Annotated in this window: 18 protein-coding genes and 4 tRNA genes; 5 read left to right on the top strand and 17 right to left on the bottom strand. The window is 49.2% G+C overall.

Annotated elements, in window-relative coordinates; genetic code table 11:
* Window positions 1-662: 662 nt before the first annotated feature.
* The 5 genes from tsaB to GX135_06605 all read right to left on the bottom strand — a co-directional run bounded on the left by tsaB (window position 663) and on the right by GX135_06605 (window position 3,025).
* Window positions 663-1,340 carry a tRNA (adenosine(37)-N6)-threonylcarbamoyltransferase complex dimerization subunit type 1 TsaB gene (gene tsaB, locus GX135_06625; GenBank protein ID NLN85758.1) on the bottom strand — a complete coding sequence of 226 codons (678 nt, stop codon included), beginning with the start codon at window positions 1,338-1,340 and terminating at the stop codon, window positions 663-665.
* Complete coding sequence (locus tag GX135_06620; protein NLN85757.1) at window positions 1,337-1,789, bottom strand: ferritin family protein; 453 nt, start codon at window positions 1,787-1,789, stop codon at window positions 1,337-1,339. Before GX135_06620 ends, tsaB begins: the two co-directional genes overlap by 4 nt.
* An 83-nt stretch (window positions 1,790-1,872) precedes the next feature.
* Complete coding sequence (locus GX135_06615; GenBank protein NLN85756.1) at window positions 1,873-2,013, bottom strand: rubredoxin; 141 nt, start codon at window positions 2,011-2,013, stop codon at window positions 1,873-1,875.
* 11 nt (window positions 2,014-2,024) lie between these two features.
* Window positions 2,025-2,615, bottom strand: coding sequence for a rubrerythrin family protein (locus GX135_06610; GenBank protein ID NLN85755.1), 591 nt, complete (start codon window positions 2,613-2,615; stop codon window positions 2,025-2,027).
* A 32-nt stretch (window positions 2,616-2,647) separates the two neighbouring features.
* Window positions 2,648-3,025 carry a desulfoferrodoxin gene (locus GX135_06605; protein NLN85754.1) on the bottom strand — a complete coding sequence of 126 codons (378 nt, stop codon included), beginning with the start codon at window positions 3,023-3,025 and terminating at the stop codon, window positions 2,648-2,650.
* A gap of 166 nt (window positions 3,026-3,191) precedes the next feature.
* On the opposite strand from GX135_06605, the gene GX135_06600 reads away from it, so the two are divergent.
* On the top strand, window positions 3,192-4,007 hold the full coding sequence (locus GX135_06600; GenBank protein NLN85753.1) for a hypothetical protein: 816 nt from the start codon (window positions 3,192-3,194) through the stop codon (window positions 4,005-4,007).
* A 7-nt stretch (window positions 4,008-4,014) separates the two neighbouring features.
* Here the strand turns inward: GX135_06600 and GX135_06595 are convergent, their stop codons facing one another.
* The 8 genes from GX135_06595 to GX135_06560 form a co-directional block, all read right to left on the bottom strand.
* A complete protein-coding gene (locus tag GX135_06595) occupies window positions 4,015-4,785 on the bottom strand; it encodes a DUF4339 domain-containing protein (GenBank protein ID NLN85752.1) in 771 nt (256 codons plus the stop codon).
* 52 nt (window positions 4,786-4,837) lie between these two features.
* Window positions 4,838-5,836 carry a type I glyceraldehyde-3-phosphate dehydrogenase gene (gap, locus tag GX135_06590; protein NLN85751.1) on the bottom strand — a complete coding sequence of 333 codons (999 nt, stop codon included), beginning with the start codon at window positions 5,834-5,836 and terminating at the stop codon, window positions 4,838-4,840.
* Between the two features lie 16 nt (window positions 5,837-5,852).
* Window positions 5,853-6,827, bottom strand: coding sequence for a class II fructose-bisphosphate aldolase (locus GX135_06585; GenBank protein ID NLN85750.1), 975 nt, complete (start codon window positions 6,825-6,827; stop codon window positions 5,853-5,855).
* A gap of 42 nt (window positions 6,828-6,869) precedes the next feature.
* Complete coding sequence (rmuC, locus tag GX135_06580; GenBank protein ID NLN85749.1) at window positions 6,870-8,429, bottom strand: DNA recombination protein RmuC; 1,560 nt, start codon at window positions 8,427-8,429, stop codon at window positions 6,870-6,872.
* Entirely contained in the window at window positions 8,430-9,155 is a 726-nt protein-coding gene (locus tag GX135_06575; GenBank protein ID NLN85748.1) for a helix-turn-helix domain-containing protein, read from the bottom strand.
* Window positions 9,156-9,454: 299 nt separating this feature from the next.
* The gene (locus tag GX135_06570) at window positions 9,455-10,276 is read right to left on the bottom strand and encodes a GNAT family N-acetyltransferase (GenBank protein ID NLN85747.1); all 822 of its coding nucleotides are present in this window, start codon (window positions 10,274-10,276) and stop codon (window positions 9,455-9,457) included.
* A gap of 3 nt (window positions 10,277-10,279) precedes the next feature.
* The gene (locus tag GX135_06565; protein NLN85746.1) at window positions 10,280-10,678 is read right to left on the bottom strand and encodes a DUF2752 domain-containing protein; all 399 of its coding nucleotides are present in this window, start codon (window positions 10,676-10,678) and stop codon (window positions 10,280-10,282) included.
* 20 nt (window positions 10,679-10,698) lie between these two features.
* Window positions 10,699-11,844 (bottom strand): protein kinase, encoded by a 1,146-nt coding sequence (locus GX135_06560; GenBank protein NLN85745.1) that lies wholly within the window; start codon window positions 11,842-11,844, stop codon window positions 10,699-10,701.
* Between the two features lie 142 nt (window positions 11,845-11,986).
* Between GX135_06560 and GX135_06555 the strand changes: the two genes are divergently transcribed.
* From GX135_06555 to GX135_06540, 4 genes are all read left to right on the top strand, one after another.
* A tRNA-Ser gene (locus tag GX135_06555) sits at window positions 11,987-12,072 on the top strand.
* A 26-nt stretch (window positions 12,073-12,098) separates the two neighbouring features.
* A tRNA-Ser gene (locus GX135_06550) sits at window positions 12,099-12,190 on the top strand.
* A gap of 11 nt (window positions 12,191-12,201) precedes the next feature.
* Window positions 12,202-12,276 (top strand) — tRNA-Gln (locus GX135_06545).
* Between the two features lie 12 nt (window positions 12,277-12,288).
* Window positions 12,289-12,362, top strand: a tRNA-Gln gene (locus GX135_06540).
* Between the two features lie 67 nt (window positions 12,363-12,429).
* On the opposite strand, the gene mltG is transcribed toward GX135_06540, so the two are convergent.
* From mltG to GX135_06520, 4 genes are all read right to left on the bottom strand, one after another.
* Window positions 12,430-13,440 (bottom strand): endolytic transglycosylase MltG, encoded by a 1,011-nt coding sequence (gene mltG, locus GX135_06535; protein NLN85744.1) that lies wholly within the window; start codon window positions 13,438-13,440, stop codon window positions 12,430-12,432.
* The gene (ruvX, locus tag GX135_06530; protein NLN85743.1) at window positions 13,437-13,856 is read right to left on the bottom strand and encodes a Holliday junction resolvase RuvX; all 420 of its coding nucleotides are present in this window, start codon (window positions 13,854-13,856) and stop codon (window positions 13,437-13,439) included. Before ruvX ends, mltG begins: the two co-directional genes overlap by 4 nt.
* Window positions 13,853-14,053, bottom strand: coding sequence for a hypothetical protein (locus tag GX135_06525; GenBank protein NLN85742.1), 201 nt, complete (start codon window positions 14,051-14,053; stop codon window positions 13,853-13,855). Before GX135_06525 ends, ruvX begins: the two co-directional genes overlap by 4 nt.
* Before the next feature lie 364 nt (window positions 14,054-14,417).
* Complete coding sequence (locus tag GX135_06520; protein NLN85741.1) at window positions 14,418-14,852, bottom strand: hypothetical protein; 435 nt, start codon at window positions 14,850-14,852, stop codon at window positions 14,418-14,420.
* Window positions 14,853-14,893: the final 41 nt, after the last annotated feature.

Raw genomic sequence — 14,893 nt, 5'->3', positions numbered from 1 at the left:
TCCAAAGCCTTCTACCGTGTGAGAGCCATCGCGGATTGAGGCGCCAAACCTCCAAACAAATTGGGCCGGATTAAGTTCCGGCCCTTTTTCAGCGGCAATTATATCTCTCATCATAAAAAACCCCGGAACCAGCCGGGGCTTTTGTTATCCATAATGTGATGGTTGTTTATTTTACAATTAGCATCTTCCGGGTCATGTTCATCGTCTGGGTGCTGAGTTTATAAAGATAAGCCCCACTTTGACAGCGCTTGCCATTGTTGTCCAGACCATTCCAATGAATTTCACGGCTGCCTTCTCCCACCTCGAAAGTCTTGACCAGACGTCCCTAGATGTTATAGTTGCTAATTGTGCCATGGTCACCGGCATTCACGTCCACATTGAAGCTGGTGCCTGTTTTGAAGATTGGGGTTAGGATAAAAAATGTCGTGTTTTGAGCCATGAAAGAGTTCACTCCGTACGAAAAACATGGTTGAACCAATATTTAGCCCAGTCACGAGTGATAAAGGTTGGCGAGCGGAATGATTATGGAAAACAGGCATCCGTTGATAAACGGGAAACGGTGAAAGTGCAGGAGAATAAATAAGGAATTTAGCGTGGAAAGGCTGGGTAAATCTCAATCTTGAAATTAACGCTCTTGTTTGGGGTGCATCAATAGGCGGGAATCAGGGAAGCTTTGTCTGGGCGCGCACCTGCGCGGTGGATTCCCTTAAATAAAATGGCTCCAAGGCTGCCAGTTTTTCAAAATCATATTCCTCGTTTTCCGGGAAGATTTCGGCAAGTTGAAAGAGTCCGGCAGCGTTCAAAGGTGAATCCGGAACTGGAACGAGGGGGAGCTTGTTTTCTTCGAAAAGAGCCTGAACCAGCTTTGCTCCGCTGCCCACAAGGTAGGGTGCGCCGAGGTTCCAATCCAACAAGGCGCTTGGCTCAAAAACGCCTGGGGGAACAAGCTCATTCAGGTTTTCATCGTAGAGCGCGGCGTAAACTTCACGCATTTTGGCATCCGCGACAGCCAGGATGTTTCTGCCACAGCGATAACGGTTTAGCGCGCAAAGCTGGAGGGAAGAGAAGACCCGCAGCGGGATTTTTAGCCCGAAGGCGATGCCTTTGGCGGTGGCCAGTCCGATGCGCAAACCGGTGAAAGAGCCGGGACCATTTCCCAGATAAATGGCTTCGATGTCGCTTGGCTGGCGGCTACAAAAATCAAGCGCCGCATCCAGCTTGGGCATCAGCGTTTCGCTGTGGGTGATGCTGATGTCGAAACAGGCTGAATACAGTGGGCGTCCGTTTTCCCAAAGCGCGATGGACCCAGCGGTTTGGGATGTATCAAGGGCGAGTTTCAATTTCCCGCGCTAATCCAATCGTCGTAGAGGCGTTCAAAGAGGAGTTTGTGTTTGGCTTCGTCGGAGGCGAGCTTACGGAACAGGAGAGAGATTTCGCCATCGGGGAATTTTTGGCTCATCTCGCTGTAGAGTTTGAAGGAGTTTTCCTCGCGTTTCATGGCGCGAATCAGGATATTGGGATAGCTGAGATCCAAATCTTCCACATCGGCGGTGATATATTCGGAGATGCGCAGGTTTGGGACGGTGGGGATATCCGCTTGGGTGACACCTTGGCGACGGATGCCTTCAATCACCTCGATGTGTCCCAGCTCCATGTCTTCCAGTTCCTTAAGCATTTCAGTCTGGCCGGCGAAGTTTGCATCTTTTTGCAAATCGTGGTAAAACTGGACAGCCTCCTGCTCGCGCTGGACGGCAAAATCCAAGATTTCGTTGAATTCTTGTTCGGTCATCGGTTCCTCAGTTTGGTTTTTTAAGGGTATAAACAGCGGAAAGCCCGCCTGGGGCAGGCTTTCCTGATGAATTGTGTTGAGATTTAGTCGACAGGCTCGAAGAAGTCCTTGCCGACGCCACAAACCGGGCACACCCAATCTTCGGGAAGGTCTTCGAAGGGGATGTTGTCGTTTTCGGCTGGATCATAGATCCATTGGCATGCGGTGCAAATGAATTTTTGCATGTTTTTACTCCTTAGTAGTTTTCGCAGTGCACTTCAAAATATGCTTGTGGATGCAGGCAGCAGGGACAGAGCTCCGGTGCCTTTTCCCCTTCGTGGATATAGCCGCAGTTGATGCATTTCCAGAAGGTTTTTTCATCTTTTTTGAAGACCTTGAGGTCTTTAACGTTGTCGTAGAGCTTGCGGAAGCGTTTTTCGTGCTCTTTTTCCACCTTCGCCACCAAGCGGAAGGTGAGGGCAATGTCTTTGAAGCCTTCATTTTCGGCGATTTCCGCAAAGGTGGGATACAGGTCGCTCCATTCCTCTTTTTCGCCTTCAGCGGCATATTTGAGGTTGGTGAGAGTATCTTCGGCATTCCAGCCAACGGGGTAGGATGCCACGATGTCGACCATTTCCCCTTCCAAACCTTTTTTCAGCAGATGCTTGAAGAAGAGTTTGGCGTGTTCTCTTTCATTTTCGGCAGTTTCGGTGAAGATGTTCGCGATTTGTTCAAAGCCTGCCTTTTTGGCAGTTTTGGCCGCATAGAGATATCTCATGCGAGCCTGGCTCTCGCCAGCAAAGGATTTCATCAGATTTGCTGCGGTTTTGCTTTCTTTAAATGACATGTGTTTATTTCCTCCAGTTAATGGATTATTTTTCAGGCTTTCCAGAGGCCGTGCAGGTTGCAATATTCCCTAACGGTAATCACGTCCGCTTTTTTGACGGGGAAAACGGCTTCGGGGGCTTCGCCGGGTTTCAGTTCGTGGCGCAGCACCTTTTTCTGGGTGCAAACTTCGATCATGGAAATGTAGTGTTTTTCCTCCATGGGATGGGGCACGGAGCCAACCAGCACCTTGATGCTGTCGCCCAGGTCTTCCACTACGGGGATGTGTTTTTCATAGGCAGCTTCCTCGGTGTTTCCAGCCAGAAGAATCATCGGTTCGCCGCAGCAAACCAACTGTCCGGGGCCGGTGAAAAGCACTTCCACCAAGTTTCCGCACTTCTTACAGTGATATACTTGACGCAGTTCAGTCATTGTTCACTCCTTATCATTTTTTGTAGAAAACAAGAATGCCAAGGGGGGTCACTTTTGTCAATAGAAATTTGTGCGAGGAAGGCGAAAAATATTTTGCTTGCCAAAAAACCGATTATTCTATTAGTGGAAACACAAGGTTTGCCGCATAAAAAGGAAAAAAAAGTCCATGAAAAAACTGATGCCCATATTGATCGCAATGCTCCTGCTTTTAGCAGGTTGCGTGGAATATGATGAAGAGCTGTGGCTAAATTCAAATGGCACCGGCCGCGCAAAGCTGCGTCTGTCCATCGAATCCCACTTTTCAAACACCCAGGAATTTTTGCGCGTATTCAGCAGCCCGGGCATCCACCTCCGCGAGTATAACCTGAAAAGCGTTGGCGCAAACAAAAAAATCTACTATGTGGACTTCAGTTTTGACAGCATCGATGCTTTCAACAACCTCGACGACCAGCTTTCCGCCCTGAACTTTTTTGGGCAAATAAACATTTTACCCAAGGATAGCGACGGAAATATAGTTGTGAAAAGAAAGATATCCATCGAAGATCGTGAGATCATGGATCAGCTTGATGACACAATGAACTTCGGCGAGGACGTCGATATGAGCGAGGAAGAATACATCGCCAGTCTGGATGACGATGATGATATTCTGAAGAGCATTATGGCAGACCAGGAAAAGAATTATACCTGGACCTACAAGCTTCACGTGCCCTGGAAGATAATCCACGCGGGCGATAATTTCGACAGCATCACTCCCGACAGGAAGACGGTCACCTGGAAATTCAATTTCAAAGACCTTGAGAACAGAACCGAACTGATGGTGGTGGAAATGAAGAAGGGCCTGAGCTGGATGGTTTACGTTCTAATCGCTCTGGGCGGCGGACTTTTGCTCTTTTTCGTTATCTGGATGGTGCGCATCGGACAGCGTTCACACCTCAAAGACGCGATTAAACACAGTGAAGAAAAGGAAAAAGAATTAGAGTAATCTTCAGTTAAAAAAGCCTGATTAAACCAGGCAGCCAGCCACTCAGAACCACCAACCAAACAAAAAGACCCAAAAATATCGACAGATAGTGCCCCAAACCTTTGGGTGAAAACCCCTTGTCCGCTTTTTCGTTTGCAATGTTAATCCGTTTTTGCACCGGCACAAGACACAGGATGGAGAAAAACAGAGCTGTCAAGGTGAGCAAAATATCCAAGCCCAAAGCCGGACGCAGCGCCAAGATAGCGATGTGGCGTGCCAGTAAAATTGCCAGAGACAAGAGCCAAAACCAGCCGTTCAACACCAAATCACCCTGCCCTGAATCGGTTTCAAGCTCTTTGTCCGAGCCGATTTGCTGGAATATGCCTACCAAGGCAACAGGGTTCAGCCCGACCCTCCAAAAATAGGAAGAGGTGCTGTTCTTACGGTTGAAGCGCAAAAAACGCCAGTTTGCCCGGATCCAATATATTTCGTAAAGCCCGAAGCTGAGCAGGCTCATCCAAACCAAACGCGAGATGGGGATATTGAAGAAAAGAGGGATTTCCGGGTCTGGAAGCCCGGTGAGGTCGCGTTCTTCCGCCCAATCCAAAAGCCTGACATCCGATTCGCGTATGAAGCGGTTCAACTCCGGGATGTCACGGATTTTTCTCCATTGGGGACTGCGGCTTTCCATCACGAAGGAATCCATATCCAAAACATCGTCCAAAATCAAGGACATCAACTCATTGGGGGAAACCGGCCCCCTGGTTTTGCCCTCATCGCTGTAGAAATATCTTGCCATTTTGAAAAGCAGGAGGCGGTTTGTAAGAGCCGCCCCTGCAATATCTTAGGGTTTAGAGTTTGGCCATTATGTCCAAAAGGTCGGCAACGCGGCAGGAATAGCCCCACTCGTTGTCGTACCAGCTTAAAACCTTGACCAGCTTGCCATTAACAAATGTGGAAGGCGCGTCGAAAATGGAGGAATGGCTGTTGCCAACCAAATCGATGGACACGAGCTGTTCTTCGGAATATTGCAAATATCCCTTCAGATAGGTTTGCGCGGCTTCTTTCATGGCGGCGTTAATCTCATCTTTGGAGGTCTCGCGTTCCAAATTTACACTCAAATCCACCAGGGAAACATTCGGCGTGGGCACCCGGATTGCCATTCCATCCAGCTTCCCAGCCAGTTCAGGAATAACCAGCCCGATGGCTTTGGCGGCTCCGGTGGAAGTGGGAATCATGCTCACCGACGCGGCTCGGGCTCTGCGCAAATCTTTATGGGGCAAATCCAGGATGCGTTGATCGTTCGTGAAGGCATGCACCGTGGTCATGAGCCCGTTTACGATGCCGAAATGATCCTGCAGAACCTTCGCCACCGGTGCCAGGCAGTTTGTGGTGCAGGAAGCATTTGAAACGATGGCGTGTTCCGGCTTCAGGATATTGTGGTTCACGCCCAAAACCACCGTGGCGTCCACATCGTCCTTTGCCGGCGCGGTCAACACTACCTTTGAAGCTCCGGCTTTGAGGTGTTTGCCAGCGCCTTCGCGAGTGTTGTAAACGCCCGTCGCTTCGATCACAAAATCCACACCCAATTCTTTCCAGGGCAGCACTTCAGGGTCTTTTTCCGCAAAAATCCGGATGACTTTGCCGTCGATGCTGATGCTGTCATCGGTGTGGCTGATGTCGTGGTTGAAGATACGGTGCACGCTGTCGTATTTCAGCAGATAAGCCAGGGTTTTGGCATCGGTAAGGTCATTTATGGCAACCACTTCCAAGCCCGGATGAGATTCCCAAATGGTGCGCAAAACCAAGCGACCGATGCGGCCAAATCCATTTATTGCTACTTTTTTCATATTCATTCCTTTGGTTTTATAAAAGGATGCTATTGTTGGCACTGCCAGTGACGCGGCAGAATTCCATCACAGTGTTTTCCATGCGCTGTTCACCCTTGACCAACCATTTGCGGGGATCGAAGCGGCCTTTATCGGGCAGGTAGGCTGCAGGTGCCACCCCTTCGGGGCAAACAATGGCGTCTTTTTCTTTTTCCCAATAAGCTTGAATCGCTTCCGCCATATCCATCTGGTAGTGTGTGTCTTTGTTGATTTTCACGACTCCATTGGCGATGGCGGTGCGTTGTTGTTCATCGGTGAGCCCGGAAGCCCCATGCAAGACAATGCCACGCTCAACGCCGTGTTTTATCAGCAGGTTGTCGATTTCTTTCACCAAATCCAGGCGCAAAACCAGGTTCTCACCTTTGGAGACACCGTGGTTTGTGCCCACGGACGCGGCAAAGAGGTCCACATTGGTTTTTTGAACATATTCCAAAGCCTCTTCCGGACGGGTGTAAAGCTCGGTATCGGAAACAATCTCGTCTTCGGCGCCCTTGATGTGGCCGATTTCACCTTCCACCAAAATGCCATGTTTGTGGGCAATATCCACAACTTCTTTGGTGACGCGGATGTTTTCCGCCAAATCTTCCTTGGACGCGTCAATCATCACGGAAGTCACCAGATTATTTTCGATGCAATAGACAATGAAATCAAAGTAATTGGGTGTGGCATGGTCGATGTGGAGCCCGACGCCGCTATTTGGAAACTGTTGGGCAAAGGTCTTAATCATGGTCGAAATCAATTGCGCTCCGACTTTGATGTCCTGTGATTCCCCTGCCGCGTATTTGCAGGCGCCGCTGCTCATTTGCAAAAGACCGTCTGATTTCACTGCCGCATAGCCTTGAATCAGAGCGCGTATCTGTGTGTCGAACACCACGTTGGATGCAATGATGCCAAAGCGTTGTTTCTTCGCTTTCAGAAATACTTCCATAAGTTGTTGTCCGGTCAAAAACATTTTGAACCTCCCAGGTTGTTTTTATTTATAATTTAATCGTTTTCAGCTTAAAACCAGCTCTTCACTTTCGTCGCTATCTTCTTCGAGGACATCAAGTTCCAGGATTTGCTCAGTTTCTTCCACGGGCAATTCCTGAACTTTGTTCAGTTTTCTGGTGATTTGACGACTGCGGTGGCTGGCTTCTTCAATCGTATTTGATGCTTCCTTCAGTTTTTTCTGGGTTTTTTCCAAAACCACGCCAAATTTGCCAAAATCCGTCTTGATTGCTCCCAGAGTTTTCCAAACCTCGCTGCTGCGTTTTTGGATGGCGAGGGTGCGGAATCCCATTTGCAGACTGTTCAAGAGTGCCGCGACAGTGGTTGGTCCCACAACCGTAACCTTGAACTTTCGCAACACCTCTTCAAAGAGAGAACTATCCCGCAAAACCTCGGCGTAAAGCCCTTCCAGAGGCAAAAACAGCAGCGCGAAATCCGTGGTTACGGGTGGCTTGATATACTTGTTGTGAATGTCGCGCGCGGAATTGATGATGCTGCTGCGCAGGTCTTTACGCGCCAGTTCGATGCGGGCGAGATCGGCATTGTCCATCGCGTCCAGGAGGTCATTATAGGCAGCCAGGGGAAATTTCGCGTCCACAGGCAGATAAACAGAACTGCCATCATCGTCCCTACCGGGCAGACGGATGGCAAATTCCACCACCTGGTCACGGTTTTTTGAAGGGCGGAAATTACGTTCATATTGGTCTGGGGTCAGCATTTGTTCCAGGATGGCTTCAAGCTGGATTTCACCCATCATGCCACGGTTTTTCACATTGCTGAGCACTTTTTTAAGGTCGCCCACGCCGCTGGCCAGGGTTTGCATTTCACCCAAACCTTTGTGGACTTGTTCCAGGCGTTCGCTCACCTGTTTGAAAGAAGCGCTCAGACGTTTTTCCAGGGTGTCGTGCAGTTTTTCATCCACCGTTTTGCGCATTTCCTCAAGTTTAACTTCGTTATTTTCCCGGATTTTATCCAGGCGTCCTTCCAGGGCTTTGCGCAGCTCTTCAAAATTCGTTTGCAGGATGTTTGCCAGGTCCTGCAGCTTTCTGGCCTGCGATTCCGAGAGGCTGTTCAGCGCTGTGCCGAGTTCCTCCCTGTTTTTTGTGGCATCGGTATTTATCTGCTGGGAGAGTTTGGTCAGCGAAGTCGTTGATTCATCACGGTTTTTACGGTTTTCCTCGTTGAGATTTCCGGTTAATTTGGTGATGACTTCAGACATCGAATCGAGTGATTTTGCCAATTCCTCCCGGTTTTTGGCAGCGTCGGTATTTATCTGACCCGAAAGGCGGGAAAGCAAATTCGAGGTTTCCTCGCGGTTTTCGCGATTTTCCTTGCTGATAATTTCGTTTTGCCGTGACAAAGATTCCGTCAGCTCCCGGCGGGTTTCACTTTCCAGGGATGACAGTTCCGTGCGCAGGCGCTGGATTTCGTCTCGTAGGCTGCTTTCCAAGGTTTGCAATTCACGCGAGCGGTCAACCGGCGCGGATATTTTTTTATATAGAATAAAGAATGCCAGCACGCCAAAAAGCAGCGCCAAAACACCAAGAATCAGAGCCAAAACCTCCATTTAGACAACCTTTCTCATCAAATAGAACAGCGAGCCGATGAGGGTGACATCCTGGTGTTCCTCCGGGTTAACCAAAATCGGTTTGAATTCGTCGTTCAACGGCGCCAGAATAATCATCTTTTCCTTGTCGTCCAAAATCAGCCTTTTCAAGGTGATGCCACCATCCACTCTCACAGCGCAAATTTGGCCGGAAAGCCTGTACCAATCCTTGCTTTGGCGGATAAGAACGAGGTCGTTGTTGCATATCTCTGGTTCCATGCTCCGTCCGTTCACGCGCAGGCAAACATAGTCATCCAACACACCGCGGATCATGCCTCTGCGCACGGTGAGAAATTCCAGTTGTGGCTCCACACTTTGCACGGGTTTTCCAGCCGCGATTTCCCCAGAGACGGGGATATTGATGATTTCGGATTCCTGGTCTTCAACGCGGGTTTGAGCCAATTGGTCCAACTCTCCGCTGATGAATTCACTGACTTTTTTCAGTTTAGCGCGAGCCTTTCGACGATTTGGCGAGCCTTCCATAAACATGGGGCCCACGCCGGTGAGCAGCCAATGCAAATTGACATCCCAAATCCTCGCCATCTCGATAACTGTCTCCAAAGATGGCCTGATGCGCCCACTTTCCATTTGGCAGATGGCGGAGGGTTTTATCTTCAAATGTTCCGCCATTACGGTTTGATTGATTTTGAGCCTTTCGCGCAGCTTCCTGATTCTGTTTCCAAGCATGAAAACCTCCTTAAAACTCATTTTTTATTTTTTAATCCACTTATGGCTTGATCGACAAATTGAATCGATGCCCTTCCTTGTCAAGTATTTTCTGTAACCTTTGCTTACAAATATTGGATTGATTTTTGTTTGACTCTCTCTTGCCGCCTTATGTCTTCCTTATGTCTGCCTTATGTTTGAAAAGCTTGACCAAAGTTTAGCCCCTGGCTGTGAGGGGAAGTAGAAAAATTCCTATGACGTGAGGCGGGAAAAGAGCCAGATATTATAAAAAAGAATCTTTAGGTGGGAGTTTTCAGTCCTCATTTTCTCAAGACGAGCATGTTCAACAGCGGTTCGCAATCCCAGAAGCGGAAGCCCAGTTCGTGCAAGAGCGGAAGTGAATCCTTGAAAGCCGGAGGCAGGATGATGTTATAACTTTTTCTGCTGCCGAAAAGATGCTGGAGATATGGAAAATCGTTCTTCATGGCTGGCGTGGGTGGTTCCAAAAGGATTACGTGCTGCTCGTGCGCGCCACCCACATAATATGACGCGTGCGGGGTTTGGATTATCCTGCCATAGCTTTGTAAGAAAGCCAAGGATTCATCACAATGGTGAAGGCTTTGCCAGGCGCAGGGAATATAATTTCCATAGTGCCGAAATGGTTCCAAATTTCGCAAAGGAAGGCTTTGAGGTTCCCGCGTGGCTTTCACTCCGCGTTTTTCCAGCACATAAAAACCGTCGATTGCCTTGAAACCAAACTTTTGGGTGCTTGGCAGGCTTTCGAGATTTTTGTAATAGGTGCAAAATTCGAAGCTTTGAACGGTGCCTTCACGCAGCAGTTTTTCCGCCAAGACGTAAGAATGCCGGTTCAGCAGGGAGGCAACGCCGTGGTTTTGAAAGCGTTTTTGCACTCGCAACCCTTCGAACCACAATACGTTATTTGGGAATAACGACAACTTTAGACAGCCGATTACCTTGCCCAGATATTCGCAAACCAAAAACCAAGGTTTCGCAATCCAGCGATCCATCAACAGAGGTAAATAATCAGTGCCACCCCAGATTCCACGTGAGACGCGGATTAAATCTTCACGGTCAGTTTTTCTGGCTTCGCGTACGAGACATTTTGAAAGGTCGAATTTCACTATTCACCAACCCAGTAAATTTCTTAGGACCCACCACAGAATCATGCCACCCGCAAGGCTCCAGCCTAGCCAGGTGTGACGGAATAAAAATGTCGGCTCACGTCCCCAGAAAGCGTTGTAAATCAGGCCTGCCGCCACAAAAGGCAGCACCAGCAGCGCCGCCGCGTTGAAATTCCAAGCGCCAACAAAATTCCCATGTAACAACGAATGCAAAGCACGCAGGGAACCACATCCAGGGCATTTCAAACCGGTCAGAGCGAAAAAAGGGCAACGCGGCAGAAACCGGAAGGCTGTGGGGTCGAAAAAGACCAGACCGATAATCAGCAGGACGAAAAGGACGGGAACAGTGAAGCGCCAGGAATGTTCCGGCTTCACTCTTCCCATGCGGAGGGCTTGTCTCATGATATGTTTATTTGGAATCATTACATGTCGGATAAAACAACTGTAATCACAGAAATGATGGTCCAAGCTATTGCGAGCCAGACAGAAACGTTAATGAAAGTCTTGGCTTTACGCGCGGACGTTTTCGCTTTTTCGTAGTTTCCCACCTTGATATCTGACCCAGCTTGGGAGGCATTCACGATGGCGGCTATTCCGAAAGGGAGACAACAAAAGATTGTAACCAAAATCGCTTCTGTGAGATAGGTTTTGGGAGGTGGTCCGGCAGGTTGTTGGGGCATGCCTGCCGGAAGGGGCTGCTGTCTTTGCACAGGTGGCACCGAAACTGGCGGCGCCACGCGAACTGGCCCTACACCTTTCAGGGCGTTTAAAACCGCTTCGCAACTGGCAAAACGCTCTTCCCGCTTCTTTTTGGTCATCATTTGCAACACCGTGACAGTGAGGTCAGAGATGAATTCATAATATTTGCGTGGGTCTTCCAGGGGCTTGTTCACAATTTCATCCATGATTGTGTAATCGCTTGCGGTGTCAGTGTTATAGGGCGTTCTTCCGGTCAGCATTTCGTAGAAGGTGATTCCCAGGTTGAAGATGTCTGAACGGGCGTCAATATCCTTGTCAGCACGGACCTGTTCGGGGCTCATATAATACACCGTGCCAATGTTTTGTCCTGTGCGGGTGAGACCTTGTTCACCCATCACGCGGGCGATGCCAAAATCCAGTATTTTCACGTTGTCGTCGCTGTCCACGATGATGTTGGAAGGTTTGATATCACGGTGGATGATTCCTCTTTTGTGGGCAAAATCGAGCGCGTTCAGAACTTGGGACAGGATCGGGATGGCTCTCTTTTCAGGGATGGGGCCGATGCTGTTGATGAATTCCTTGAGAGTGCGGCCCGGAGCGTATTCCATCACCATGTAATGGGTTCCGAATTCCTCTGTGAGCGCGAACAGGCCAACGATGTTGGGATGATTGAGCTTTGCTTGAATTTGCGCTTCTTGACGGAAGCGTTTTAAGAATTCAGAATTTGCGGAGAGCTCTGGATTGAGGGCTTTTATCGCCACCAGACGGTCCAAAGCGGTGTCTCGGGCACGATAAACCGCGCCCATACCGCCTTTTCCGATCATTTCTTCGATGCGATAACCTGAAACCATGGATCCGGGTGCCAGCATAAATGCTCCTATTAGGGATAATTACTAATTTTACACTTGCAAAGTCAATGCGATTCTGTCAAGCAAAAGATGCGAGAAAGCATGCACCAAGAAAAGGATTGACAAAAACTGAGCTTTCAAATTTAAGGGCTAAACCAGTTGTGGAGGATTAGTCCTAATTGGTAAGGCAGCGGTCTTGAAAACCGCCGGGTTCTGCCCTTGGGGGTTCGAATCCCTCATCCTCCGCCACAACCATAGTGTGACCCATTTTTGGGGGAGAGGTGACCGAGCTGGCTGAAGGTGCACGCCTGCTAAGCGTGTGTGGGTCAAAAGCCCACCGAGGGTTCGAATCCCTCCCTCTCCGCCATAATTTTATTATGGGCAGTCGCCAAGCGGTAAGGCAGCGGGTTTTGGTCCCGCCACACGGGGGTTCGAATCCTCCCTGCCCAGCCACTTTCCTTTGTTTGGGATGTCGTCTAATGGTAGGACAGCGGACTCTGGATCCGTATGTGGGGGTTCAAATCCTCCCATCCCAGCCAAGTTAACCCCGGTTTCATGTGCCGGGGTTTTGTATTTTCAGGATGGAAAAACGGGGGGTCTGGTCTTCTATTCCCACTCTTGTCGCTTGTAGGCAGCTGCTTTGCGCATGTGTTCTTCACCCGTGGCGGAAAAATCATTGTGACCCTTGCGGTCTGCCACAAAAAAGAAAAAGTCTGTTTTTGGGACATGAAGAGTGGCTTGGATGGAGTTTAGGGAAGGATTGCAGATTGGGCTGGGCGGCAAGCCATGATTTCTGTATGTGTTATATGGTGATTGAATCTGGGTGTCCTGAATGGAAAGCACCGTTTTTTTCACGCCCTGGCGTTCCATGATATAGTCCACAGTGGGGCAGGATTCCAGCCGCATTCCAGCGTTAAGACGGTTTTCAATCACGCTCGCCACGAGGGGACGTTCATCGTCAACCATGCTTTCCTTTTCCACAATGCTGGCTTTAATCAAAAGATCGTAAAAATTATGTATTTTTGTAGCGTCGATGCCAGCGGCATTCAACTTTTTGAAGAACTGACGCGTCATTTTTTCCAGGATATCAGCGGGGTTTTCGCCCAAATCAAAAAAATAGGTTTCGGGATAGAGAAAACCTTCCAGAGAAAGAGCTTTGAAGCCTGTCAGCTTCTGCACAAAAAGGCTGTCTGTGGCAAGTGTGTATAGTTCATCGTAGCCGGCCAGGCCGCTGCGGTCGATGCGTTCAAGTGTTTTATGCAGGGAAAGCCCTTCTGGAAAAGTGATTTTCACGGCGCTAACGTTACCTTTTTCCAGTAGCTTGAGGGTTTGGAAAAGACTGTGTTTCCCGCCCAGGGAATAGGTTCCGGCAATCAATCTGCGATCTGTGCCGCGTGTGGAAGCCAAAACCCGGAAAAGCCAGGCATTGCGGATCACACCACGTTCTTTGAGGCGCTTTCCGATCGCGGCGGCGTTGTCCCCTTTTTTTACACTGAAGGCAATCTGTTCCGATCCCAAGGGCAGAAACATGTTCCAAATGAAAGTGGTGATTAAGATTAGAATCACGACAAAAGGCAGGGCGATTAAAATCTTTTTGAGGGGGATTTTGGCTGTCAAAGGCTCTCCAGATAGCTTTTCAGGATCATCGCCGCGGCCATGGCATCTTGAATTTCGCGGCGTTTTTTCCAGTCATAGCCCATTTTTATCAATTCTTTCTCGGCTTCGTCGGTGCTGTAACGTTCGTCCCAGCCTAAAACTGGGATATCAAGCTTCGCTTCCAGTCGCTTTTGGAACTTCTTTGTTTCCAGGGTTTTAGGTGTGTCGCCGCCTTCGATGGCGTAGGGAATGCCGCAGATGAGGCGCACGGCATTTTGTTCCTGAATGATGGCGCGGAGTCCATTTAAAATATGATCAAAGCCCAGATTGGCAATTACTTTCAAGGGTTTGGCAAACATCATCAGCGGGTCAGAAATTGCGACGCCCACGCGTTTGCTGCCATAATCCACAGCCAGAATACGTCCCGAGGGGCTCACAGGTTCGATTCGTCCCTCCAGATGGCGATGTACCAGCGGTTGTTTTCCGGTTTCAGGTAAAAGCGGGCAATGCCGCTTGCTGTGAGCATCGAATTCGACGCGTAGTAGGTCAATTTTAGATCAAAATTGCAGGGAATCACAACCCAGTCTTCGTGACCAAGCTCCGGGTCTTTTTCCCAAGAGCTTTCCGGGGGAATTTGCAAACGCAGGTAAAGATCATCCGGCGGCGGCGTGTTTCCATCTGTGGAACCGCTTTGGAAGAGGTTTTCCGTGAATTGGACTTCCTGGTCGTAGCCCCACCAGGAATCGCGAATGCCGTCGCCATTCACGTCAATCCCAATTTGTCCCACTTCCGAGGTGATCAGTTCAAACCGAAAATCCGGAGCCAGAAGTCCCTTGTATATATTGATGTTACGTTCTCTGTAAGCTATCTCCAGGCTCTGCAGTACCTCGATGGGAGAGCCAACGCGCAAACCGTTTCCAGGACTGTCTATCAGGTGTGGCCGGAAGGGGTTCCAGCAGCTTCCCAAAAACAGTGTAAGCCCAAGCAAAACAAGGATTTTATTGCGAATAGGCATGTTTCAATCTTCCCCAGGTTGGGTTGCTGAAGCTGCGGTAATCGAACCATTTGCTGATATACCAATAAGCGCCGGATTTACGCAGGTGAATCTCCAAGTTTCCTTTGAAAACGTTGACGCCGGCAACACTGGGAAAGTCGCTAAGCTCATATTGCCGATAGATTTTGGCTTCGGAAGGGCCAATGTCGTCTGGTTGGGAATCCAGGCTGGTCAACACCACTTTTCCACCCAAAATGTCAGGGTTCTGGCTGAAGAAGTTCAAGAGCATATCCTGTTCCTGTGAGGCGTTCCAGGAGCTGGGCAGGCTATAATCATTCACATCTTGCGGGGCAAAACGGAAGCTGAAATCCTCTGTGAAAATACCCTCATATTTCACCGCGTTGCGGCTGTCTTCAAAACAGTACTCCAAATTTTGCAAACACTGCTCCCAACTGGTGGGATAGCTGTTCCAAGGGGCCT

The organism is Candidatus Cloacimonadota bacterium (assembly GCA_012522635.1).
Taxonomy (GTDB): Bacteria; Cloacimonadota; Cloacimonadia; order Cloacimonadales; family Cloacimonadaceae; genus Syntrophosphaera.
Note: the sequence above shows the minus strand (reverse complement) of the source record. Positions and strands in the feature narration are given on the sequence as shown.